This window comes from Noviherbaspirillum aerium, assembly GCF_008929045.1.
Classification (GTDB): domain Bacteria; phylum Pseudomonadota; class Gammaproteobacteria; order Burkholderiales; family Burkholderiaceae_D; genus Noviherbaspirillum; species Noviherbaspirillum aerium.
On record NZ_VFAH01000018.1, the window covers coordinates 92,368 to 115,009 of the forward strand.

Here is a 22,642-nt window from a genome sequence, read left to right on the forward strand (position 1 = left end):
GAGAGACAGTTCTCCTCTTTTTATGCTTTCAAACGTACGGGCAAAGATGATCGAACCCTTCGGAAGTTGTAAGTGCGGCCAAGTTCAGTACAAAGTGTCTAACAGGGCGCTGCAAGTCGTTGCCTGTCATTGCCGAATGTGTCGAAGCATGACTGGGGCGCCACTCTCCTCATACGTCGTGGTAAAGGAAGAGCACTTCGCCGTCACCTCTGGGCACGAGGTTCTTTCTAGTTATGCAGTAAGCGACCGCACAAAGCGATACTTTTGCGCGACTTGCGGCACCCCAATATTCAACTCGAACCCGCATACATACAAGGGGCTCGCTATGCTTTATCTCGGGACTGTTGCAGATCATGAAAATATTGTTCCAGAGCTTAGTATCTATTGCGAGGGCAAGCTGCCCTGGGTGAACATCCATGAGTCGAGCAAGAGTTTTCCCCAGGCTCCGACGCGTGGAGCCTGACTCCTCCATCCAGCGGCCGATCTAATGCCGTTTTGTCCAACGCTTCGCCGCTCATGCATAACGGCGGAGGTCCGTTTCCAAGGAAACTGTAGGGCTGTTGTGAGTCGAAAACAGTCTTCCGCAATTGGTCGAGGGCAAGGGCGACCTAGCGGCAGCAGTCTCGCTGCACGGTGTCGGTATCAACATCGGCCGTGCAATTGGGCGGGCCTTTGCGGGCTTGGTCATCGGGTATTGGGAAATGCTGGATTCCGCAATCTGCCCGCCGCGACGCGGTGGCAGAAACTTGAAAAGCATGGCGGCAAGGCAGGCGCGTGCTAAAAAATTGTTTTGCGCAAGAGAATGATAGATAATTCCCGTCCATGAACGACATGACACAACTCCCCCCATTTCCTGACCGTCTCTCGGTCGATCCGCGCAGCCCTTACTACGATGCGGCTGTCCTCGAGCACGATGTTGGCATCAAGCTTGATGACAAGGAACGCACCAATGTCGAGGAATATTGCATCAGCGAAGGTTGGATCAAGGTTGCGGCCGGCAAGGCGCGTGACCGCAAGGGCAATCCGATGATGATCAAGGTAAAAGGCAAGGTCGAGCCTTTTTACCGATAACGGCTTTATGCCTTGCGCAACATAAGAAAGCATGGAAGATGCCGCCTGCGAAATGGAAGCAGGCGGTCAATCAGTCGGCTATCGTTTTCGGCGAGCGTCTCACGGATGTGCCCCCTGAGATTCATAAATTGACCTCAGCACACAAGACGTCGCAAACCTTGGGAAGAAACGGTTCGGACACAACTCGTTGCTCGACCACGACGCCTTGCCCGTGACAGCTTAATCGTTGAAAAACGACACGGCTATGTCCGCTTTCGAGGAAGCCAACTGACTGGTTCGGGTCGAACTCGGAAGTTCGGAATCTGACACATCCCGCCGGATATCGTCAGAACTTAACCAGCTGATACCAATCCCGCGTCATTCCATGCCATGAGGCCGCGTCCTAACCGAAAAATCTACCGGTTCTATTCGGCATGGAACACGCGGAACTGGTATTACATCGGCGAGAACGACACCGACTTGAGGATCTTGTTTTCCTGGTGCTGCACATTGCCCGCCGCCCCGCTCTTGACCCGATAGGCGGCCCATTCCGGATCCGCTTCCAGCGCCGCGCGGCGTTTCTCGCGGTCAGCCAGGCTTTCATAGCCCCACATGTGCACCACCTGGTTGTTCGTGCCGATCTCGGTCACGAAGTAGCCGATCGGGTCGCCCTGATGCTTGCGCTGCACCGGCAAGCCTTCCCGCTCATACAACTCGAGAAACGCCTTCAAGCGTCCGGGCACCATGGTGTAAGTTCTTAAGTCAATGATCATCTGCTGAGTTCCGTTGTGATGTCGGTGGTGATTTGCGTTGTGATTAATCTGCGCTTGCGCCGGACTTCTGGACAAGCGTGCGCCAGCGTTCGATGTCGCTGTTGACGAATGCCTGGAATTCCTCATGCCGGTTTCCAATGGGCTCGGCGCCCAGTTCCTTCAGGCGTTGCTGGACTGACGGGTCCGCCACGACGCTGGCAATATCGCGGCTGAGCTTGTCGACGATCGCCTGGGGCGTGTTCTTCGGCGCGAACATGCCGAACCAGGACTTGAGATCGATATCCTTGAAGCCGGATTCGGCAAACGTCGGCACATCCGGGAGCTGAGGATTGCGCTGGCTGCCGGTGATGGCAAGCGCACGCAGCTTGGCCGACTTCACCTGGGCCTGGGCTTCGGGGAGATTGGCGAACATGACTTGAATCTGTCCGCCGAGCAGATCGTTCATCGCCAGCGCGCCGCCCTTGTAGGCGATGTGGACCATTTTCGCGCCGGAGGCGGTATTGAAAAGCTCGCCGGCCAGGTGGGCCGCCGTGCCTACCCCGCCCGAGCCGAAATTCAGCTTTCCCGGCTGGGCGGCGGCGTGGCTTGCCAGCTGCTTGACCGAGGTGGCCGGCACATCGGGATGCGCCACCAGGATCAGCGGAACGGTCGCCAGGTTGGAGAGGGCCGCGAAATCCTTGCTCAGGCTATAGTCGAGCTTCTTGTACAGCGAAGCATTGATGGCATGGCTGGATGTCGCCATCAGGATGCTGTAGCCGTCAGCCGCCGACCGCGCCGCCTGTCCGGCGCCGATGTTGCCGTTCGCTCCGGCGCGATTATCGACAATCACCGGCTGCCCCCATTTTTCCGACAGTTTCTGCGAGACGGTACGGGCAATCGCATCGGTTGCGCCTCCAGGCGCGAACGGCAGGATGACGCGCACCGCCTTGTTGGGGAAATCCTCGGCCTTGTTCTGCGCAAAGGCCATGGGAAGGGAAAGCATGGCGACGGCAAAGGCCGTGCATCGTAGGTAAGTTGTCATCGTGTCTCCTGACGAAATTATTCGTACCGTCCCGGATGGTCTTGTTGTTGTGAATGAGAACGGGGACGGGGACGGCCTCAACCATCTGAAGCAGAGCTTAAACGACCGATGCGGGAAACCGTTAGGACTTAACGACCTTTTTCTTGGACTTTTCCGCAGCGCCCGTCTTGTTGCCAGAACGACATGGGCGCCATCAATACACCGGCCCGGAAAATGTTCTCTTGAATTCAAGCGGAGTGACGGCGGTATGCTTCTTGAAGAAGCGGGAAAAGTAGGCCGGGTCCTCGAAATTGAGGCGATAGGAAACCTGGGCGATGTCGAGGTCGGATTGCGTGAGCAGGCGCTTGGCTTCCAGCAGGATCCTTTCCTGCATGAGCGCGATGACGGTCTTTCCGGTCGCGGTTCTGACCGCCTCGTTGAGTCGCCGCTCGGTCACCAGCAATTCATTGGCATAGTCCTTCACCGACCTGAAATCGAGATAGTGCTGTTCGATCAGCAGCTTCAGCCGCCTGGCGAGGCTGTAATGCTTCGGCGCCGCCTGTTCGCCGGAGCCTTCGGGCAGCAGGCGCCGCAAGCGGGTCAGCAGCATCAGCACGCAGGAGCGGATGGCATCCTGGCTCCAGGCATCCCTGTGCGCATATTCGCGCTCGATCTCGGCCAGCAGCGGCAGGCATGCTTCATGCTGCTCCACCGACAGATAGAGTGCGGGATGGGCATTGGCGATGCCGAAAAAGGGAATGTCATCCTGCCGGTGATAGATCTGCATGAAGAACTCGGCACTGAGATTGAGCACATAGCCCGAGGGAGGAATTTCGGAGCCCCAGGCATGCATCTGTCCCGGCGAGATGAAGAAAACCGAACGCGGCCTCACCTCCAGTGTTTCGAAGTCCAGCAGGTGCTGTCCGCGCGCTTCCGATATCCATAGCAGGTGGTAGTAGCTGTGCCGATGCAGGAAGGGGCGGGGCACATCGGTTCTGCCGTCGAGCTTGACCAGATCGAACAGAAAGCTGTCGGCATTGGTCCCGAACGGGGAGACCTGAAAATTGGGCAACTGATCGATGGCGCGCATGAATGTCCGCGCCTTATCGCGCCGGTTCAAAGGGTGATGGAATGCCTGCCTGCTGCATGAATCTGTTCCTCATTGTTCGCCGCACTTGTTTGCTTGTCACTTTTCACCTGCCAGCTCCCCGCCGGCAAAGCGGTAACGCTTCGGCTGGCAAGGTGTTTTCATATCAATTCCAGGCAAATCAGATGATGACCCCGTTGCATTTACGGCACTTGCGGCATTGCCGTGATTATCTGGCGTACCTGGCCGCACCAGTATCCTACCGCATGGAAATAAGCTTCCCAAACGCAGCCATTGCAGCCGCGTCCGCAGCAGGTGGTGGGCGCCTCCGGCGGGTCGCGGAAGACCAGGCCGCGCTGCGCAAGTTGTTCACGAAGGTCCCCAATCCATTGTCGTGCCTGCTCGGCATTGGATGGCAAGGCGTTGTGCTGATCGCTGTTCATCGGTTCCGTCAATAATGCGAGTATCAGTGGAAGTATCGCCCAGTTTGGAGAATCAGGCTTCGTCCCGTTCGCGGTGCAATGAGTGCATGGAGTACGGGCGTGCGGCCTGCCGGAACAGCCAGGCCGATCCGCCGAATGCGGCGATGAAGAACCCGTTCAATAGCAGAAGCTCGGCCGGGCCGCTGTACGGAAGGCCCATTCCCGCAGCGACGGCAACGACGGCGATGGATGCCTGGGCAAGCGCCATGGCGAACAGGGTGCGTGCCATTCCACGCGGTCGGAATCGCGCGGCGAGCGCGCCGACAACCCCTATTGCAAGCACAGCAAAATACATCAGGTTCGCCTGGTCGCCATCCTTCCCGATGATGCCGACGCCCAGACTCAGCCACACGAGCATGCATGCCGCCGCCAGCCAAAGGGCAAGCGCGGACCGGTATAGACCGCGGTTGGCAGGAGTGTGCATCAGCTTCCCTCCGATGTGGTTGCACAAACAGTGTGCAGGCTATACGGCCCCCAGCCTGCGTATTCCTTGCTAGGCAATAATGAAATCATGCCCAATATCGGCCGTATCGCGGATTACTGCTCCAGCGCAATGCCCCTTGCTTTCGATATGTCGGAAAGCAAGGCAAGCAGCTTTGCCGCATCCACAGGCTTGACGAAATGATGGTTAAAGCCGGCGGCCATGGCATTGAGCCGGTCCTGTTCCTGGCCATAACCGGTCACGGCAATCAATGCCATCTTCGCCGTGCCTTCCTGCGCCCGAAGGCGGCGTGCCAGTTCGTTGCCATCCATTTCAGGCAAGCCGATGTCAAGAATACAGACATCGGGCAGCTCCCTTCCCGCGCGTATCAATGCCTGCCGCGAATCATGTTCGACCGCGACTTCATGACCCGCGACCTCGAGGTACATGCCGAGCAGCTGGGCAGCGTCGACATTGTCATCCACGACCAGGATGCGCAGCTTGGAGGAGCCCGCCCGAACTTGCACTCCATCCTGTGCCTGCGCGGCCCTGATTGCCGGTCGGCCCTGGCGTGGCAGCGTCACGGTGAACCGGCTTCCTTTCCCCAGGCCTGCGCTGTGGCAGGTGATGGTTCCGTTATGCAGGGTCACCAGGCTCTTGACCAGTGCCAGGCCGATGCCAAGCCCGCCCTGGGAGCGGTCCGGACTGCGTTCGGCCTGCGCGAACAAATCGAAGATATGCGGCTGCAGTCCGGGGGTGATGCCGATGCCATTGTCCAAGACTTCGAGGATGACCTGTCCGTCCGGTGCCCGCATGGTCAGGCTGATGCTGCCCTGTTCGGGAGTGTATTTGGCCGCGTTATTGAGCAGGTTCGTCAGGATCTGCACCAGCCGCTTGGCATCTCCCTGCACGTGTGCCGGTTCGGGGTCCAGTTCCACGGTCAGGCGATGCCTCTTGCCTTCGATGAGCGGGCGTACTTGCTCGATGGCGTCGGCGATCACATGCTTGACATCCAGATCCGCCTTGTCCAGCGTAGCCAGGCCGCGCGTCACGCGCGACACGTCAAGCAGGTCATCGAGCAGGCCGCTCATATGCCGCACCTGGCGGGAAATCACGGCACTGGTCTGCATGATGCGTTCCCTGTCGAGCTGACCGATAGCAAGCAGTTCGCCCGCCGCGCCGATGGGCGCAAGCGGGTTGCGCAGTTCGTGAGCGAGCATGGCCAGGAACTCATCCTTGCGCTGATCGGCCTGCCTCAATGCGTCTTCCACCCGCTTGCGCTCGCTGATATCCAGCGTCACCGCCAGGATGCTGTGAACCGGCTGGCTTCCTGGCGTGCGAATCAGGCTGACCGTGTTGTTGACCCATACGATGCTGCCGTCCGGCCGCACATAGCGCTTCTCGAGTTCGAATGGCTGGCCGGTGGCGACGGCTTTCCGGAGCAGGGCAAGATTGCGCGGGAGATCATCGGGATGCGTGATGTCCTGCATCTTCCTGGCAAGCAGTTCTTCACGTGTGCGCGCAACGATCTCGCAATAGCGATCGTTGACGCGGATGATCTGTCCGGTGCCATCCGTTTCGCAAATGCCCACCGCGGTCTGTTCGAACAGCGACTGCAGGTGCGCTTCGCTTTGCTGCAGCGCCATTTCGGTATGCCTGCGGTCGGTAAGATCGACGAAGGTGCAGACTGCGCCGTCGAGCCGCCCGTTCCGCCACACCGGCCGCACACGGTATTCGACGGGAAAGCTGGAGCCGTCCCTACGGAAAAAACTCTCATCTTGCACATAGGCGGAGACCCCGTCTCTTGCGGCCTTGTATATCGGACAGTCTTTCTCGGAATAGGGCGAACCGTCGGAATGGGAATGATGAATCAGGGCATGCAGCTTCCTGCCGATCACCTCTTCCTCGCGCTCGAATCCGAGCAGTTTCAGAAACGCGGCATTGCAAAGGACTGTAGCGCCTTCGGAATCGATGGAATAAAAGCCTTCTTCCGTGCAGTTGATCAGAAGACGCAAGTAGTCGTGGCTGTTGCGGATGCGCTCCTCGGCATTGCGCAATTCCAGCGCGATGCGATTGCGCTCGATCGATTCCCAGCACCGGTGGGCCACCGCCGTCAGGAGCTTGACCTCATGGTCCTTCCAGCGGCGCGGCGTCGATTGATGGACCGCCATGCCGGCCCGGAATCGCCCGGCCTTGAGGACGGGAATGCTGACAACGGCGCGGATCTGCGTCTGCCGGTAGGCCTCCAGCACGTCCTTCACCCGTTCGTCGGTTTCAGTGTCCTCTACGATGTAAGGCAGTCCGAGATGGCTCAGGCGTACAAACTCGCTGCCGAAGCTGGCGCTTTCATAGCGCCCGACAATGCTGGGCACGCCATTAGTATAGTTGCCGGTCAGCGTAAAGCTGTCGTCATCCTCGTTGACGTAGGCATAGGCGCACCGCTCGACTTCAAGTGTCTGTCCGAGTAGCGTCGCTGCCGTCTGCGTTATATCTGCCGAATCCACCAGCGAGCGGATTGCATCATCGATTCTGGTGAGAAAGCGATATTTTTCCAGCTCCTCGTGTAATGAAGATTCTTCATCTGAAGCGGAAAGAATGTGCAAATCTGACATTGGAGGCGGAGGAGTTGAACGCTGGTTAACTTGGTGACCTGATGACGGATTGCCAGCTCGCCAGGACAGGCAGGCAATCTACCATGATGAAATCGCTGAATTGATCATTATCAATTTTCGCTTGAAGTTAATCAAACATCTTCCGCAAGGAAAACCCGGCACGTTGAAACCGGGCGCATGAGTTATCTCCGCCTGATTGCAAGACCGGCAATGTTTCGCCGGCCTGCGCCGGTCATGCGAGGCCTCCGTTGGCACGCAGAACCTGTCCATTCACCCAGCGGGCATCGGGTCCGGCGAGGAAGGACACGACGTCGGCTACGTCGTCGGGCTGCCCCAGGCGTTCGAGCGGCGGCATGCTGGCGAAGTGCGCAATCTGTTCAGATGTTTTGCCGTCAAGTAAGAGGTCTGTGGCAACCGGTCCCGGTGCGACCGCATTGACGGTGATGTGCCTGCCGCGCAATTCCTTCGCAAACACATGCGTGAAGGACTCCACCGCCGCCTTGGTCGCATTGTAGATGGCATAGCCCGGCATGTTGAGGGCGAGCGCGGTGCTGGAGAAGTTCACGATGCGTCCCCCGCTGTTCATGCGCCGTGCCGCTTCGCGCATGGTGTTGAAAGACCCTCGCACATTGACGTCAAAGGTCTGATCGAACAGTGCATCGCTGGTGTCGGCCAGCTGCGCGACTTTCATGATGCCGGCATTGTTGACCAGAACATCCACCTTGCCGAGTTCGCGCTCTGTAGTGTCGAAAAGCTGCGTCACCTCGGCGGCGGATGCGACGTTGGCCCTGACGGCGATCGCGCGGGCGCCGGTCTCGCGCAACGCGCCGACAAGCCGGTCGGCCTGATCCGCGCTGCTTGCATAATTGATCACGACGGCAAAGCCGTCCCTGGCGAGGCGTGCGGCGACGGCTGCGCCGATACCGCGGGATGCGCCGGTAATGATGGCGACTTGCTGGACTTGCTTGGACATGGTGATTTCCTTTCATTCGTTGATGGCGTTGACTGAATGATGGTCTATTACCGGAACTTGATAATTGCCTTACCATGGAGATCACTATTCCATTTCCAATAACAATAAAGTGACATGCCATGATGGATCGCTTCCAGGAAATGCAGATATTCATCCGCATCGTCGAGCGGCGCAGTTTTACCCACGCTGCCGAGGATCTGCAGTTGCCGCGCGCGACGGTCACCAATGCCATCAAGCGGCTGGAAGATCGCCTGGGCACGCGCTTGCTGGAACGCACGACACGGGTCGTGATGCCCACGCTGGATGGCGAGGCTTATCATCAGCGTTGCGTGCGGTTGCTGGCCGACCTGGAGGAAACCGAGGCGGCATTTGGCAAGGCGAAGCCCAAGGGCTTGCTGCGAGTGAATCTGCAGGGAACCCTGGCTCGCCATTTCGTGATTCCCGCATTGCCCGCATTCCTGAAACGATATCCGGAAATCGAGCTGCAGATCGGCGAAGGTGATCGGCTGGTGGACCTGGTCCGCGAGGGAGTCGACTGCGTGCTCCGCGCCGGGAATCTGCAGGATTCCTCGATGATCGGGCGCCGGGTCGCATTGCTCGAGCAGGTCACCTGCGCAAGCCCTGCCTATCTTGCCGAATATGGAACGCCGCGGACGCTCGAGGACCTTGCCCGGCATCGCAGCGTCGATTTCGTGTCATCCATGAGCGGCAAGCCTTACCCGCTTGAATTCGTGATCAACGACGAAGTGAAGGCGCTGACGCTGGCATCGTCCGTATCCGTCACCGGTGCGGATGTCTATACCGCATGCGCGGTGGCGGGACTTGGGCTGGTACAGGTGCCGCGCTATCGCATCGCCGAAGAATTGCGCTCCGACCAGCTTCGCGCCGTGCTTCCCGGTCTCAGGCCGCCCGCCTTGCCGGTGTCCGTGCTTTATCCGCAGAACCGGCAGCTATCGGCAAGAGTCCGCGTATTCACCGACTGGATCAGGGAGATATTCGAGAATGCGCCTGTATGAGGCAACCTGCAGATGCCTCGGCATCGCGGATTTACGGCGTTCGGGGAGGCCCGCATCGCATTGAAAAACATCGGGATGACATTCTCGGGCCGAGCCGGGCAATCGTCGGCTGTAGATGTGCCGGCCCCTCAAGCCGGCAGCGCATGTTACGCGGTGTCCCGCTTCATCTGCCTGCGTTTGGCAGGAGGACGTTCCCAGGAGGGCAGATCCCCGAAATACCGGGCGGCAAAATCGATAAAGACACGCACTTTGGCCGGCACATGACGACCGGCCGGGTAGACGATGTAAATGCCGGTTTCCATGGTTTTGTAGGAAGGCAGAAGCGGTACGAGACGGCCGGCTTCCAGATCCCGGCTGACGATGAAACTCGGGACATAAGTCACGCCGAATCCCCCGCTTACCGCAGCACTGAGCATGGCGCCGTTATTTGCCCGGAGCCGCGTTGAAACGCTGATGGATTCCCGCTTGCCCGACCGACTCGTGAACTGCCACTCCGACATGCCAAGCGCATACTCGACGCAGTCGTGTCCTGCAAGATCGCCGGGCCGCCTTGGCGTACCACGAAGCTTGAGGTAGGCAGGAGAAGCACACAGAACGAAGCGGCTTTTTCCGATGCGGCGCGCGGCCAGGCTGGAGTCCGGAAGATTGCCGATGCGGACGGCCAGATCAAATCCTTCTTCCACCAGATTGACCATTCTGTCGTTAAGCTCCATGTCGACGCTGATGTCCGGGTAGGCCTTGAGGAAGTCGGCGAGCAGCCCGCCAAGATGCAGGGTCGAGAACGACACCGGGCTGTTTATGCGCAGGCGGCCTGTGGGCTGCGCCTGAAGCGCACCGGCGGCACGTTGCGCTTCTTCCAGGTCTTCGAGAATGCGTGTGCAGCGTTCATGAAACGCCATGCCGGCTTCGGTCAGCCTGAGCTGCCGTGTCGTACGGTCAAACAGTCGCGTGCCCAGCCAGTTCTCCAGCAGCTGGATCTGTTTTCCTACCGCCGCGGAAGACACCTGCAGCTTTCTGGCCGCTGCGGAAAAGCTTCCGTCGGCGACGACTCGTGCAAAGGTAGACATGCGATTGAAGTGGTCCATGCCGCATCCATTCTAAAAACAATGTTTAAAATCCTGAAAACATTTGCCAGATTATCAAAAACAATTTGCCATGTCAGACTTTGCTGTGTCGGTGACGCGATTCACCTTTACTTTTTCAGGAGATGACAATGGAAAATTCACATGCTGGCGTAGCGCTTGTAACCGGAGCTTCCCGCGGTATCGGTCGTGCCGTTGCAAGGCGGCTTGCTCGCGATGGCATGGCCGTTGCCCTCACCTATCGGGTACGTGGCGAGGAGGCAGCAGCTGTGGTCGCGGAGATTGAGCGGGAGGGCGGCAGGGCAATGGCCTTGCAGGCGGATCTGTCGGTGCTCACCGATTTATCCGGTCTGTTCGATGCGGTGGAAGAGAGGCTCGGCCGCTTGCGCGTTGTCGTGGCCAATGCCGGCAATGTTGTTTTCAAGCCGATTGCGGAAGCGACACATGTCGATTTCGAACAAGCCTTTATTGCCAATACTCGCGGCACCCTGCTGACTTTTTCGGAAGCCGCGCGACGCCTCGGCGAGGATGGCCGCATCATTGGCATCTCGACTGTTCTTACCATTGCGCCGAAGGCGAACGCCGGACTGTATGCGGCCAGCAAGGCGGCCGTCGAGCAGTTGGTGAAAGCGCTTGCGCGTGAACTTGGTCCGAGGCGCATCACTGTGAATGCCGTAGCGCCGGGTCCGACCGATACTGAAATGGTTCCTCCCGCCCGTCGCGAGGAAGCGCCCAAGCTGACGCCGCTTGGCAGGCTCGGCAAGCCCGAAGACATCGCCGATGTCATCGCATTTCTCGCATCCGAGGAATCGCGCTGGATTACCGGGCAGATCATTAACGCCAATGGAGGGCTGGCTTAGTCCGGATGGAGATGGCCTGGCTGTTGGACTTTGAGCCGTTGCTTGGCTGTGTTTGATAAGCTGCTGCGCGATCCGGATTGGCGCCTGCGGTGCTCGGCGTACACCCGGTACGCGTACGCTCCTCGGCGCCAATCTGAACCGCTCGCAACGCTTATCAAACAAAGCCTAGTCGAGGCCGAGCCAGATTGCTGCTGGGACAAGGCGTCACAACGCAGTGCCGGCGGCAATCCGTCCGGGATCGGCAGGCAGGTCAGGGTAAAACCGCTCTAGATGCAGCACCGGAGCACTCTGGTGAAGGGGCGCATCCGCCGCATTCCATCTCAAGCGTGCGATGGGATGCCGATAAGGTATTGGGCTCACGTGAGCAAGGCTGCAGCCATCCGGTGCAAGCCAACGTGCGTTTGCTTGACTGCCTTTACCTGTGCTGCAGCTGACGGGTTCAGTAGAAAATCATTACATGTTCAGGCATGGCTTCCGCCGCCGGGATTTCTGGCGTAGCGTCGCGTCCGGCGGTCGCCTTCCACATGAATATCGCCATTCTTGGCCATGACGCTAAGCGCATTGGACATGCGCTGGGTAAGCTTTTTCCTGTCGTCGGCGGATGGACGAATACCAAGCGCGCTTACGGCTGCCTTGAAAATTTCTGCCGCTGGTTGCGGGACGTCCGTCAATAGTCTCGGCCAGAAATCCTTTCCGGTCGGAGGCAGGTTCGACTTGGCCGGAGAACTGGATGCGGCTCGCCGGCTTCGCGTGGCCGGCTTCAACTTTGTCTTCGATGCAGCCCTTGTACGGCTATTCGGCTGCCTGACAGCTGACGGTGATTCGATTGCCGCCAGGGTCTCCAGAACATCCTCGAGGTTTTCAACCAGTTTTGTGTAGTACAGCATTCCCTCTCGTGCATGCTGTAATTCAAGCTCCACAGCCCTTGCTGCCGATACGGTTGTACGCATGTGAGGTTCCTTAACGAAAATAAAGAAGGAATGAGAGCCTGTTTGAAAACCGACTGCGCATCCTCATTCTGAGATTAGAGTGCCGCGCGTACCTCATAGGTATGTAGATGAAGTACGCGAATGCTCCTCGTAGCTGGCTCGAACCGCTCGCTGCAGTTTGCCTACAGGCGATGAGCAGTTTAATGAATGAAGAGGTTGACAGTGGCAAACAAGTTTTGTTCGCCAGTCGAGGCTGATAAATATCAAGAAGATTTATCAAGAAGATTCTTAATTTAATGCCTTGGCGCCCGTCATCCGGTTTTATTGATCCGGCTTCATTTTTCATCACCGAAGCATGACACGCGGTACCTCTTGCATCGACCCTTCGACGCGCAATCGCTGCATAGGCAGTTCATCGCGCTGCCTGCCGGCGATCCGCGAATACACCGGTCCATGCTGGTTTTCATGCAGCTGTTCTCGCAGCGCATTGGTGACAGGAAAAGCCGGAGGAGGGCCGGTGTTCCGGTCCGGTCCGTTTCAGCCGCTTCCATTTCGGGAGAGGCCAATATGGCAAGGGGCGCAGGATCGCGGTGCAATTGAACGGCTGTAGGCAAGCCATTCCATTCCTCCTACTTGATGCCAAATGAACGCGCCATATCGATATTGAATGAGCCTGCAAGCGGTGGAACCATGCATGCTTAACGTCTCTTGTCTTGGATTTCTGACATCGCGGAGGAATGCACTAAAAACCTAGGAATGGTGTGGCCCGATTCAGCACATGGTCGCAGATGCCTGCAGCATTTTCATGAGGGCCGCGAACTTAAGAACATAAAGGCGCAAAGCTTCGATTAGTAGCGCGTTTTCGCAATCAACATGATGATAAGACGAGGCGTCCCCGGGAGCGGGCAGGCTTAGGTAACGTGCCATAGATAAAATAAAGCACCGCATCTTTTTCAAGAGAGCCCGGATATCGGGGCTGGTGCCGCGCCAAGGCGGCGATGTGCTCTTGCAGGATGCAATCCCGACAGCGACTTTCTGGCACTGAACCTTGTGACTTTTTGTATTGCGCGGGCATTATTGCTTCTTTGTTCTCATAAAGGCCGAGATTTATTCAAATCGTAAGAAACAGCCATTCTTTTACGACCGATCGTGCTATCCTTTTATTGTTCGCATGTGTCCCCCATCAATTTCGTCCATCGCCTGGAGTAGAGCGAGCTGGCGTCGACCTATCCTCGCAGCATGCAGCGGTACAAGCCCTTGTCCTGTGGATTTGGTGGTATGGAACTTAAATGGAACTTGCGTGCCCATAGACAGATAGCGTGAAACAGCTGTCTGAACCGGGTGAAAACGCACAGGAATAAAACAAGGCCATTGAGCCGTCATCAAGACCAATTTTGTATTGAGAAGTTATGCCTCGTAAACCTGAACCGGCAGCGGCGCCCACCGTCATTAAGTGGACAGAAGAAGAGTGGGAAAGAATTGCTTCACGCCTTCTGGAAATGAAGGGCCGCGAATTACTTAAGTCACACCAGTTGGAAGAAGTTAAGGCCAAGGACGTATTCAACGCGCAGGACGCCCTGCCGGAGCCTCGGCACCGCAAGCTGATCTCGATCTCGCAAGGTTTCCAGGCTATCCGGCAGCGCTTGCATAGCATTCTGCAAAAGCTCGATGCGGTTCCCCAGAATGACTTGTTTGATGCGCCGAAACCGGCCGACACCACGGTATCGCTGGCCGAGGCAGGCACGGATGGCAATCGGGAGATGCCGGGCGCCGTCGAGACAGATGGCCAAACAGGTCTTGAAGAGAATACGGCGCAAAGCATCGCGGATCTGCAACAGCGTGACGAGGCAGCGGGTGCAAATGATGCGCGGTCCATCGGGAACGAACCTGCCCAGGAGAGCCGATCCGGCGAAGAGAACCTTGCCGCTCCACTGTCTCAGACCCGGTCGGCCAACGAGCGGCCACGCGCATCCCGGCCGCAGCCATCGGCGGACCACAACCGGGGCAGACAGGCGGCCCCGATTCCTCCGCAGGTCGCAGCGGAGAATTTCGTTGAAATGGCGCGTCCCTTCGTCACCATGGTTTGTGAGGAATTGGCCACTGCTCTTGTCAATAAACTGATGGAGAAGGGTGGCACGCAGGCGCTGTCCTCCCTGTTCCAATCCGCGCTGACCGAGACCGGACAGACAACGCAGGCCGATCATCGGCCCAAGCGCGGACACCAGGTGAACCAGCCGCTCACAAGGCAGGCCGCCTACGCCACCCAAGGTACGGAAGCCTCGCTGCAGGCAGGTTCCGCTGCCGATGATGAAGATGCACATCTGGCCGAAATGGATGTGCAGCCTTTGTTCGATCCCAAATTGCCGCCGTCGCCGAACAGCACATTCAAGCCGATGATCGCGCTGATCGGGATCAGCACGCGTGACTTCGAAGATTTGCAGCCTCGGTTCCCGCAGCTGGAATTGACCGCGGTGTCGCTGGACGATCTTCGTACGGCTCCGTCTCTGCGCAATTGCCAGCGAATGGTCGGTCTGCGCGAGGACATACCCGCACCAGCGGATGAATTTCTTCGCAAAACATTCAGGAACCGGTATTTGCGTGTTACGGGAGGTATTGCCCAGATATCCGAGCAGTTAAGCGCCTGGCTCGACAATCCGGGCTCGATGAACGCCGGATCGAACTGGCCGCGCAAGCAAGGTGGCGGCAAAACACAGACGAATGGCTATCCCAAGAAGCGACAGTTTCGTCGTCCGCGGCCGAATCAGTGAGATGCTCTAGTGTAAACCGTGCGCAGGGTGGCTCGATGATATCTTCTGTGGCGGTGTCCGAGCGAGGTGCGGCCATTTAGTATTGTCGTCAATGGAACCCACGCATCTTCAAAACGGCAGCCGGATATCCCGGCTGCCGTTTTACCGTCTGGTCGTGCTGACCAAGGCTCGATGCGTCGTTTTAAAGCGGATTGCAGATGAATGTGCGGTCGCATCGGCCTGCTTTGGGCGCATGGCGGCGTTGTTCGTCGCTGGTGTGGCCCGCCACACGGCGCTCCTCCCGCCGTGCCCTGCACCCAAAGCAGGCCGATTCGTCCATGCACTCACCTGCAATCCGCTCTATGTTTCGGTGGCCATGTGCAAAAAATAGCGCGAGACCAAAACGGTTCGCGCTATTGACCAGGCAACTAATTGAGCAGAATCAGGGAGTGGCTTTCTCGTTAAGCCCTCCGCCCAGCGACCGATAAAGGTCCACGGCATTCGTCAGGCGCAGCAAGCGGGCCTGCACCAGTGTCTGCTCGGCAGAGAACAGCTCGCGCTGCGCGTCCAGCACATCAAGGGAACTGGCAACGCCGTTCTGATAACGCAGCTCAGCCAGTTTCAGGCGGTCCGCTTGCGCCTCGAGTACCCGGCGCTGGGCATCGATCTGTTCATCAATGGCGCCGCGAGCCACCAGGGCGTCGGAGACTTCGCGAAAGGCTACCTGGATCGTTTTTTCATAGTTGGCCACCGCGATGTTATTGCGGACTTCGGCCAGAGTCAGGTTTGAACGATTGCGGCCGGCATCGAAAATAGGCAACACCAGCTGCGGCACGAACGACCAGGTCCGCGTGCCTGCTTCGAACAGGTCCCCCAGATCGGTGCTGGCGCTGCCGATGCCGGCAGTCAGTGAAATACGGGGAAAGAAGGCTGCACGCGCCGCTCCGATGTTGGCATTGGACGCAATCAGCTGCTGTTCGCTGGCGCGAATGTCGGGACGGCGGGCGAGCAGATCGGAAGGCAAGCCTGCAGGGAGCTCGGCCACGATGTTTTGCTCCGACAGGGTGCGTGCCGGCGGCAGTTCGGCGAAGGGCCTGCCTGCCAGAACAGCCAGCGCATTCTGCGCCTGGGCACGTTGCCGCACCAGGGTGGCGAGCGATGCCCGCGCAGTTTGGACGAGCACTTCATTCTGGCGCAAATCCAGCGCCGAGGATGCTCCCACCTCGAAGCGTTGCTGAGCCAGCTTGAATCCTGTCTCACGTGCCTTCAGGGTGCGCTGCGCCAGCTCCTGCTGTTCGGCAAACGCACGTTCCGCCAGATACGCCTTGGCTACCTCGGCAACCAGGCTGATCTGCGCCGCGCGCTGCGCTTCTTCCGTAGCCAGGTATTGCGACAGGGCGGCTTCGTTCAGGCTGCGGACACGGCCGAAGAAGTCAAGTTCGAAGGCGGCGAGGTTGAGGCCAACCTGATAGGCGGTGGAAACTGCCGACCTCCCGAGCGGGGAAGTCGCTGCCGAAGTCCGGCCTCGTGATCCCCCCGTTGCGGCACTGAGGTTGGGCAGCAGGTCGGCGGCAACGACATTGTATTGCGCCCGTGCCTCCTCGATGCGCAATGCAGCGATGCGCAGATCCCGGTTATTCACCAGGGCCGACTCGACCAGCAGCTGCAATCGAGGATCATGAAAGAAATCGCGCCAGCCTGTTTCTGCCGAGACTCCGCCCGGCTTGGAGGCAGGGAAAGGCTCCTCCGGAAACGCCGTGGCGACCGGCGCAGCCGGGCGTTCGTATTTCGGTGCAAGGGAGCAGGCGCTCAGCACGCCTGCAGCAAGCAAAAGGAAAACAGAATTGCGTAACTTAAGCATATTCAGATACCCCCTACGTCATTCGGGGCGGTTTTCGGTGAATGAGTGGCCCAGAACTCCTCCTGGCGCTTGCTTGCCTTGAAAAGACGTCGCACCACCACGAAGAACACAGGCACAAGGAACACGGCAAGCACGGTGGCGGTGATCATTCCGCTCATCACCCCGGTGCCGATCGCGCGCTGGCTGGCAGAGCCGGCGCCCGTGGCGATTGCCAGCGGCAACACGCCGAGGATGAAAGCAAGCGAGGTCATGATGATGGGACGGAAACGCAACCTGGCGGCTTCCACCGTGGATTCGATCAATCCCTTGCCTTGCGCTTGCAAGTCCTTCGCGAATTCGATAATCAGAATCGCGTTCTTCGCCGACAATCCGATAATGGTGATGAGACCGACCTTGAAGTAGACGTCGTTGGGCATGCCGCGCAGCGTTACGCCAAGTACCGCCCCAAGCACGCCAAGCGGCACCACCAGCATCACCGACAGGGGTATCGACGTGCTCTCATAAAGAGCGGCCAGCACCAGGAAGACCGCAAGCAGCGACAGCGTCATCAGCATCGGCATTTGTGCTCCGGAAGTGCGCTCCTCGCGCGACTGGCCTGTCCATTCAAAGCCAAATCCAGGGGGTAATTGTCCAGCCAGCCGCTCCATCTCCGCCATCGCTTCGCCGGAGCTGAAGCCCGGTGCAGCCTGGCCCGCAATCTTCATTGAGGGATAACCGTTGTAACGCACGATCTGGACCGGTCCATTGATCCATTTTGCCGAGATGAAGGTTGCCAGCGGCACCATGTTGCCCGATGCATTGCGCACGTACAGGTTGCCCAGATCTTCAGGCTGCACGCGCTTGGTCGACTCCGCCTGCAGGATCACGCGCTGCTGGCGGCCCTGGTTGGGAAAATCATTGAGATAAGACGAGCCCAGTGCCGCCGACAGCGTGCTGTTGATGTCGGCAAACGACACGCCGAGCGCACTAGCTTTGTCACGATCGACATCGATCTGGAGCTGTGGCGCATCTTCCAGACCTTCCGGACGCACGCCGGCGAGCAAATTGCTCTTGCCTGCCATGCCGAGGAGCTGGTTCCGCGCCGCCAGCAGGGCTTCGCGGCCCATGCCGCTGCGGTCCTGCAGACGGAAGTTGAATCCTGTCGCCGTGCCGAGTTCAGGAATGGGTGGCGGATTCAAAGCGAACACAATCGCGTCCTTGATGCCGGTCAGCGTCCCCATGGCCTTGCCCGCAATCTTGTCCGCCGTGTCCGCGCCGCGCTCATTCCAGTCCTTGAGCGGTACGAAGGCAATTCCCGCGTTTTGACCGCTGCCGGAAAAGGAAAAGCCGATCACCGCGATAATATGCTCGACCCCCGGCTGCTTGAGGAAATAGCCTTCGACCTGTTTTGCCACATCCAGCGTACGATTGGCGCTGGCGCCGGCCGGCAGCTGGATATTGGTCAGGATATAGCCCTGATCTTCATTCGGCAGGAAGGATGAGGGCAGGCGCATGAACAGCAGGCCGACCACGGCCAGGATCAAGCCGTACACGATCATGTAACGGCCCGTCTTGCCGAGCATGCCGACAACGGCGCGCTGATAGCCATTGGTGGCCGAGTTGAATTTCCGGTTGAACCAGCCGAAGAAGCCGCGCTTTTCGTGATGATGTCCAGCCTGCACCGGCTTGAGCAGGGTAGCGCACAGGGCGGGTGTCAGCGTCAGGGCCATGAGTGCCGAGAACGCCATGGAAGCCACCATGGACAGCGAGAACTGGCGGTAGATCGCACCCACCGCTCCACCGAAGAATGCCATCGGTATAAACACGGCGATGAGCACCAGCGTGATGCCGATAATGGCGCCGGTAATCTGGCCCATGGCCTTGCGTGTGGCCTCGGCCGGCGGCAGACCTTCCTCGCTCATGATCCGCTCGACGTTCTCCACGACCACGATGGCGTCATCCACCAGAATACCGATCGCCAGCACCATGCCGAACATGGTCAGCACATTGATTGAGAAGCCGAACGCGTACATCGCGGCAAAGGTGCCCATGAGCGCGACCGGCACCACGATGGTCGGAATCAGGGTATAGCGGATGTTCTGGAGGAAGAGATACATCACCAGGAACACCAGCAACACCGCTTCAAGCAGGGTCTTGACGACTTCCTCGATCGAAATTTTCACGAATTTCGACGTGTCATAGGGAATGTCGTACTGAATTCCAGCAGGGAAATACTTTTCCAGTTCCGTCATCTTGGCGCGTACCGCAGTGGCGGTAGCGAGCGCATTGGCTGTCGGGGACAATTGCAGGCCAATCGCCGATGACGGCCTGCCATTCGTCCGAGCCGATGTAGCATAAGCCTGACCGCCGAGCTCAACACGCGCAACATCACGCAGACGCACGACCGAACCGTCGGTATTGGCACGGAGTACGATGTTGCCGAACTGCTCGGTGCTGTTGAGCTGGCCGGTGACTACGATCGGAGCGGTGACCTGCTGGCTGCCAGGTGCGGGAAGCTCGCCCAGCGTACCGGAAGCGACCTGAGCATTCTGTGCGCGAATCGCGTTGGCGACATCGGTCGGCGTCAGCTGGAGGCCGACCAATTTATCGGGATCGATCCAGATGCGCATTGCGCGTTCCGTACCGAACAGGATGGCTTCACCGACTCCCGGCACGCGCTTGACTTCATTGAGAATATTGCGGGAGATATAGTCGCCCAGAGCGATCGGGTCCATGCTCCCGTCCTTGGACGACAGCGAAATCACCATCAGAAAGTTGCTGCGTGCCTTGGTCACCTGCACGCCCTGTTGGGTAACGGCCTGCGGCAGCCGCGACTCGACACGGCGCATGCGGTTCTGTACCTCGACCGCCGCCAGATCGATATTGGTACCGGGTTCGAAAGTCGCCGTAATTTGCGCCTGGCCGTTGCCCTGGCTCTGCGACTCCATATATTGCAGGCCCGGAGCGCCGTTCAGCTCCTGCTCGATCAGACTGGTAACACTGTTCTCCAGCGTCTGTGCAGTCGCGCCGGGATAAATCGCGGTGATGACCACGGACGGAGGAGCGATCGTCGGGTATTGCGCAACCGGCAATCCTGTAATGGACAGCGCACCCCCGAGCAAAATGAAGACCGCGATCACCCAGGCAAAAACCGGGCGATCAATAAAGAATTTTCCCATTCGATTGCTCTCTTATTTCGTTTGAGCGGATTGCTGTTGATTGCCTGGCTGAGATGCGGGTTGCGCGGGAGCCGGCGCAGGCGAGGCGGCCTGATTCCAAGGCACCACTTTCACGACCGCACCCGGCTGTGCCTTCTGGAAGCCCTCGACAATAACGCGCTCACCGCCTTTGAGTCCTTCGCTGATCACCCATTTGTTATCCTGCGCGGTGTCCGCTTTCACCGGGCGGGGTGCGACCTTGTTGTCCTCGCCGACTACCATGACGACCGCGCCCTTGGGTGTGCGCTGAACTGCCTGTTGCGGTAGCGTAATCGCATTTTCGCGCACTGCCTGTTCCACCCGCGCACGCACATACATGCCAGGCAGAAGGAAACGATCCGGATTCGGCACAAGTGCCCGCAGTGTGATCGCGCCCGTGCTGGGATCGACCGTCTGATCGGAGAACAGCAACTTGCCTGCCTGTGGATAGATCTCGCCGTCTTCCATGACAATGCTGACTTTGGCTTCATCCTTGCCAGCTTTCTGCAATTGTCCCGCACTCATGGCGCGACGCAGCTTCAGCGCTTCGGATGCCGACTGGGTAATGTTCACATAAATAGGATCAAGCTGCTGAATCGTCGCCAGAGGAGTTGCGGAGCCCTGACCGACCAGAGCGCCTTCCGTGACCAATGCACGTCCGATGCGACCGGAAATTGGAGCATTGACCGTGGCATAGCCGAGATTCAATCGGGCAGTCACCAATGCCGCTTTCGCAGACTGCACGTCAGCGGCCGCCTGCTTCTGCGTTGCCAGCGCAGTGTCATATTCCTGCCTGCTGATTGCATTTGTCTCCACCAGCGGCTTATATCGCTGAGCGGTGGTGGTTGCCTGCGACAGATTGGCTTCGGCCCGTGCGAGCGTAGCCTGCGCGCTGCTTACCGCGGCTTCAAACGGGGCGGGATCGATACGAAACAACAGTTCGCCAGCCTTTACTTCACTGCCTTCGCGGAATGCACGTTTGGTAATGATGCCGGCCGCGCGGGCCCTTACTTCGGCAACGCGCGTCGCCTCGAGACGTCCGGGCAATTCGTTGGACAACGTCAGTCTCTCGGGTGACGCCGTGACAATTGAAACTTCCGGCGGCGGCATACCTCCGGGAGCCTGTGCATGGGCGCTCGCGATTTGGTCGCCGCAGCTCGACAAGTTCAGCGCAGCAGCCAAGACAGCCGCCAGCGGGGTATATCGGTAAAGTGCTCTCATGACGGTTTTCCGAAGGAAAAGTGGAATAAGTTACTGCAGATTGCAAGAATATGCAGTGAAAGCTCTTTCAACTGCATTTTGTTATTCGCTATCTGCACGATGGGTGTATTATACATACGAACCTGAATGTATGTTGTTGGCTTATGCTATCGACCCAATTACACTCCCTACCCAAATGGCAAGGAAAACCAAGGAAGAAGCACTGGAAACGCGTAACCACTTACTCGACGCTGCGGAAGATGTATTCCACCGCGCCGGATATGCGCGTACGACACTGGAAGCCGTTGCCGAAGCAGCCGGTCTGACTCGAGGTGCTATCTACTGGCATTTCAAGAACAAGAGCGATCTCTTTAACGCAATGTGCGAACGTGTTCGCCTGCCGATGGAGGAACTGGCATCTTCAGGCGTCAACTCCGACAATGACGATCCGCTCGGCCATCTGCGAAGCGTCTGCATCTTTTTTCTAAAGCAGGCCGCTACAGACATTCATATGCGCAAAGTGTTCGATATCCTCTACAACAAGTGCGAATTTGTTGATCCCGCGGATCCGGCGTACATGCGTCAGCAAGAAGCATTCCTGAATGGACGAGCTCGCTTGGTTAAAATGTTGGAGTTTGCCGTCGAGAAAGGACAGCTCGCGTCCGATATCGATGTACCTCTGGCAGCCGTTATGTTTCACGCAGGAATTGACGGGACTATAAGGAACTGGCTTTTCGCGGACGGCTCGTTCGATCTTGCTGCCAAGGCGGACCGCTTGGTCGACGCGTGTATGGATACCATCCGGCATGCTCAAAGTTTGAGAAAAGAATAGTACGCAAGCCTACGCGTCGATTCGCTTCAATGAAGTGACAAACCGAGTCGTTGATACGGCACATTGACGGAATAGCCTATGGACGCGAGGCCAAGCCGCTAAGCATACGTAAGATGGAGGACTGTCCGTCACGTGGTGTAAGTCAGGCATCGATAATGAAATAAGTGTGCCGTAAAGTAATGAGAACCGAGCTGCATTGTTTAAAGAAGTCATGCGCGGTGATGTCGGCACCAGCCGCTCGGACATCACCAGCACGGACGAAAGGTGGTTGACGACACGCTTTGAATGCTGCATAATCTCGTTTCTCTGCTGCTGACGAACAAAACGCTTCGACAGCGATGCGGCGGGCCTGGCCCGCTGCGAGCAACTGGATCTTTAACAACCAACAACCGATAAGTGTGGGCGCTTGATGAGGCGAGCCGGCGGCGCAAGCTGCAAGCTCAAACAACATGAAGTGCTCACAAGAGAAACAAATAGGAAGTATCGCAAGATATTTTTCTGTCAGTATTTTGAGTGAGCGACACCTCGCAAGAGGTTGCCC

At 58.3% G+C, this 22,642-nt stretch carries 20 protein-coding genes; 7 read left to right on the forward strand and 13 right to left on the reverse strand.

Features of this window, described 5'->3' with window-relative positions; translation table 11 throughout:
* Window positions 1-46 precede the first annotated feature (46 nt).
* Both FH061_RS31830 and FH061_RS21700 read left to right on the forward strand, forming a co-directional pair.
* Window positions 47-463, forward strand: coding sequence for a GFA family protein (locus FH061_RS31830; RefSeq protein ID WP_404822492.1), 417 nt, complete (start codon window positions 47-49; stop codon window positions 461-463).
* Between the two features lie 359 nt (window positions 464-822).
* Window positions 823-1,071 carry a DUF3297 family protein gene (locus FH061_RS21700; RefSeq protein WP_151637924.1) on the forward strand — a complete coding sequence of 83 codons (249 nt, stop codon included), beginning with the start codon at window positions 823-825 and terminating at the stop codon, window positions 1,069-1,071.
* 434 nt (window positions 1,072-1,505) lie between these two features.
* Here FH061_RS21700 and FH061_RS21705 read toward each other — a convergent pair whose 3' ends face one another.
* The 7 genes from FH061_RS21705 to FH061_RS21735 all read right to left on the reverse strand — a co-directional run bounded on the left by FH061_RS21705 (window position 1,506) and on the right by FH061_RS21735 (window position 8,398).
* The gene (locus tag FH061_RS21705) at window positions 1,506-1,823 is read right to left on the reverse strand and encodes an NIPSNAP family protein (protein WP_151637925.1); all 318 of its coding nucleotides are present in this window, start codon (window positions 1,821-1,823) and stop codon (window positions 1,506-1,508) included.
* A gap of 43 nt (window positions 1,824-1,866) precedes the next feature.
* Window positions 1,867-2,844 (reverse strand): Bug family tripartite tricarboxylate transporter substrate binding protein, encoded by a 978-nt coding sequence (locus FH061_RS21710; RefSeq protein ID WP_151637926.1) that lies wholly within the window; start codon window positions 2,842-2,844, stop codon window positions 1,867-1,869.
* Between the two features lie 193 nt (window positions 2,845-3,037).
* Window positions 3,038-3,913, reverse strand: coding sequence for a helix-turn-helix domain-containing protein (locus FH061_RS21715; RefSeq protein WP_151637927.1), 876 nt, complete (start codon window positions 3,911-3,913; stop codon window positions 3,038-3,040).
* Between the two features lie 200 nt (window positions 3,914-4,113).
* On the reverse strand, window positions 4,114-4,353 hold the full coding sequence (locus FH061_RS31835; RefSeq protein ID WP_151637928.1) for an oxidoreductase-like domain-containing protein: 240 nt from the start codon (window positions 4,351-4,353) through the stop codon (window positions 4,114-4,116).
* A gap of 52 nt (window positions 4,354-4,405) precedes the next feature.
* A complete protein-coding gene (locus tag FH061_RS21725; RefSeq protein ID WP_151637929.1) occupies window positions 4,406-4,816 on the reverse strand; it encodes a hypothetical protein in 411 nt (136 codons plus the stop codon).
* Window positions 4,817-4,929: 113 nt separating this feature from the next.
* Window positions 4,930-7,425 (reverse strand): hybrid sensor histidine kinase/response regulator, encoded by a 2,496-nt coding sequence (locus FH061_RS21730; RefSeq protein ID WP_151637930.1) that lies wholly within the window; start codon window positions 7,423-7,425, stop codon window positions 4,930-4,932.
* A 232-nt stretch (window positions 7,426-7,657) separates the two neighbouring features.
* Window positions 7,658-8,398 carry an SDR family oxidoreductase gene (locus FH061_RS21735; protein WP_151637931.1) on the reverse strand — a complete coding sequence of 247 codons (741 nt, stop codon included), beginning with the start codon at window positions 8,396-8,398 and terminating at the stop codon, window positions 7,658-7,660.
* A 122-nt stretch (window positions 8,399-8,520) separates the two neighbouring features.
* On the opposite strand from FH061_RS21735, the gene FH061_RS21740 reads away from it, so the two are divergent.
* Window positions 8,521-9,414 carry a LysR family transcriptional regulator gene (locus FH061_RS21740; protein WP_151637951.1) on the forward strand — a complete coding sequence of 298 codons (894 nt, stop codon included), beginning with the start codon at window positions 8,521-8,523 and terminating at the stop codon, window positions 9,412-9,414.
* A gap of 146 nt (window positions 9,415-9,560) precedes the next feature.
* On the opposite strand, the gene FH061_RS21745 is transcribed toward FH061_RS21740, so the two are convergent.
* Complete coding sequence (locus FH061_RS21745; RefSeq protein WP_151637932.1) at window positions 9,561-10,499, reverse strand: LysR family transcriptional regulator; 939 nt, start codon at window positions 10,497-10,499, stop codon at window positions 9,561-9,563.
* Window positions 10,500-10,627: 128 nt separating this feature from the next.
* On the opposite strand from FH061_RS21745, the gene FH061_RS21750 reads away from it, so the two are divergent.
* The gene (locus FH061_RS21750) at window positions 10,628-11,356 is read left to right on the forward strand and encodes an SDR family oxidoreductase (RefSeq protein ID WP_151637933.1); all 729 of its coding nucleotides are present in this window, start codon (window positions 10,628-10,630) and stop codon (window positions 11,354-11,356) included.
* 461 nt (window positions 11,357-11,817) lie between these two features.
* Here the strand turns inward: FH061_RS21750 and FH061_RS21755 are convergent, their stop codons facing one another.
* Window positions 11,818-12,306, reverse strand: coding sequence for a hypothetical protein (locus FH061_RS21755; RefSeq protein ID WP_151637934.1), 489 nt, complete (start codon window positions 12,304-12,306; stop codon window positions 11,818-11,820).
* A gap of 1,388 nt (window positions 12,307-13,694) precedes the next feature.
* Between FH061_RS21755 and FH061_RS21760 the strand changes: the two genes are divergently transcribed.
* Together FH061_RS21760 and FH061_RS21765 are read left to right on the forward strand one after the other, a co-directional pair.
* On the forward strand, window positions 13,695-15,053 hold the full coding sequence (locus FH061_RS21760) for a hypothetical protein (RefSeq protein WP_151637935.1): 1,359 nt from the start codon (window positions 13,695-13,697) through the stop codon (window positions 15,051-15,053).
* Window positions 15,054-15,144: 91 nt separating this feature from the next.
* Window positions 15,145-15,423, forward strand: coding sequence for a hypothetical protein (locus FH061_RS21765; protein ID WP_151637936.1), 279 nt, complete (start codon window positions 15,145-15,147; stop codon window positions 15,421-15,423).
* A gap of 51 nt (window positions 15,424-15,474) precedes the next feature.
* Here FH061_RS21765 and FH061_RS21770 read toward each other — a convergent pair whose 3' ends face one another.
* Genes FH061_RS21770 through FH061_RS21780 form a run of 3 tightly spaced genes read right to left on the reverse strand, consistent with a single transcriptional unit; the run spans window position 15,475 to window position 21,290 of the window.
* Entirely contained in the window at window positions 15,475-16,893 is a 1,419-nt protein-coding gene (locus FH061_RS21770) for an efflux transporter outer membrane subunit (protein ID WP_151637937.1), read from the reverse strand.
* Window positions 16,894-16,895: 2 nt separating this feature from the next.
* Window positions 16,896-20,051 carry an efflux RND transporter permease subunit gene (locus FH061_RS21775; protein WP_151637938.1) on the reverse strand — a complete coding sequence of 1,052 codons (3,156 nt, stop codon included), beginning with the start codon at window positions 20,049-20,051 and terminating at the stop codon, window positions 16,896-16,898.
* A 12-nt stretch (window positions 20,052-20,063) separates the two neighbouring features.
* On the reverse strand, window positions 20,064-21,290 hold the full coding sequence (locus FH061_RS21780; protein ID WP_151637939.1) for an efflux RND transporter periplasmic adaptor subunit: 1,227 nt from the start codon (window positions 21,288-21,290) through the stop codon (window positions 20,064-20,066).
* A 175-nt stretch (window positions 21,291-21,465) separates the two neighbouring features.
* Here FH061_RS21780 and FH061_RS21785 point away from each other — a divergent pair, with 175 nt between their 5' ends.
* Window positions 21,466-22,101, forward strand: coding sequence for a TetR family transcriptional regulator (locus tag FH061_RS21785; RefSeq protein ID WP_151637952.1), 636 nt, complete (start codon window positions 21,466-21,468; stop codon window positions 22,099-22,101).
* Between the two features lie 142 nt (window positions 22,102-22,243).
* Here FH061_RS21785 and FH061_RS21790 read toward each other — a convergent pair.
* The coding region (locus FH061_RS21790) for a hypothetical protein (RefSeq protein ID WP_225984796.1) at window positions 22,244-22,642 on the reverse strand (399 nt) is incomplete at its 5' end.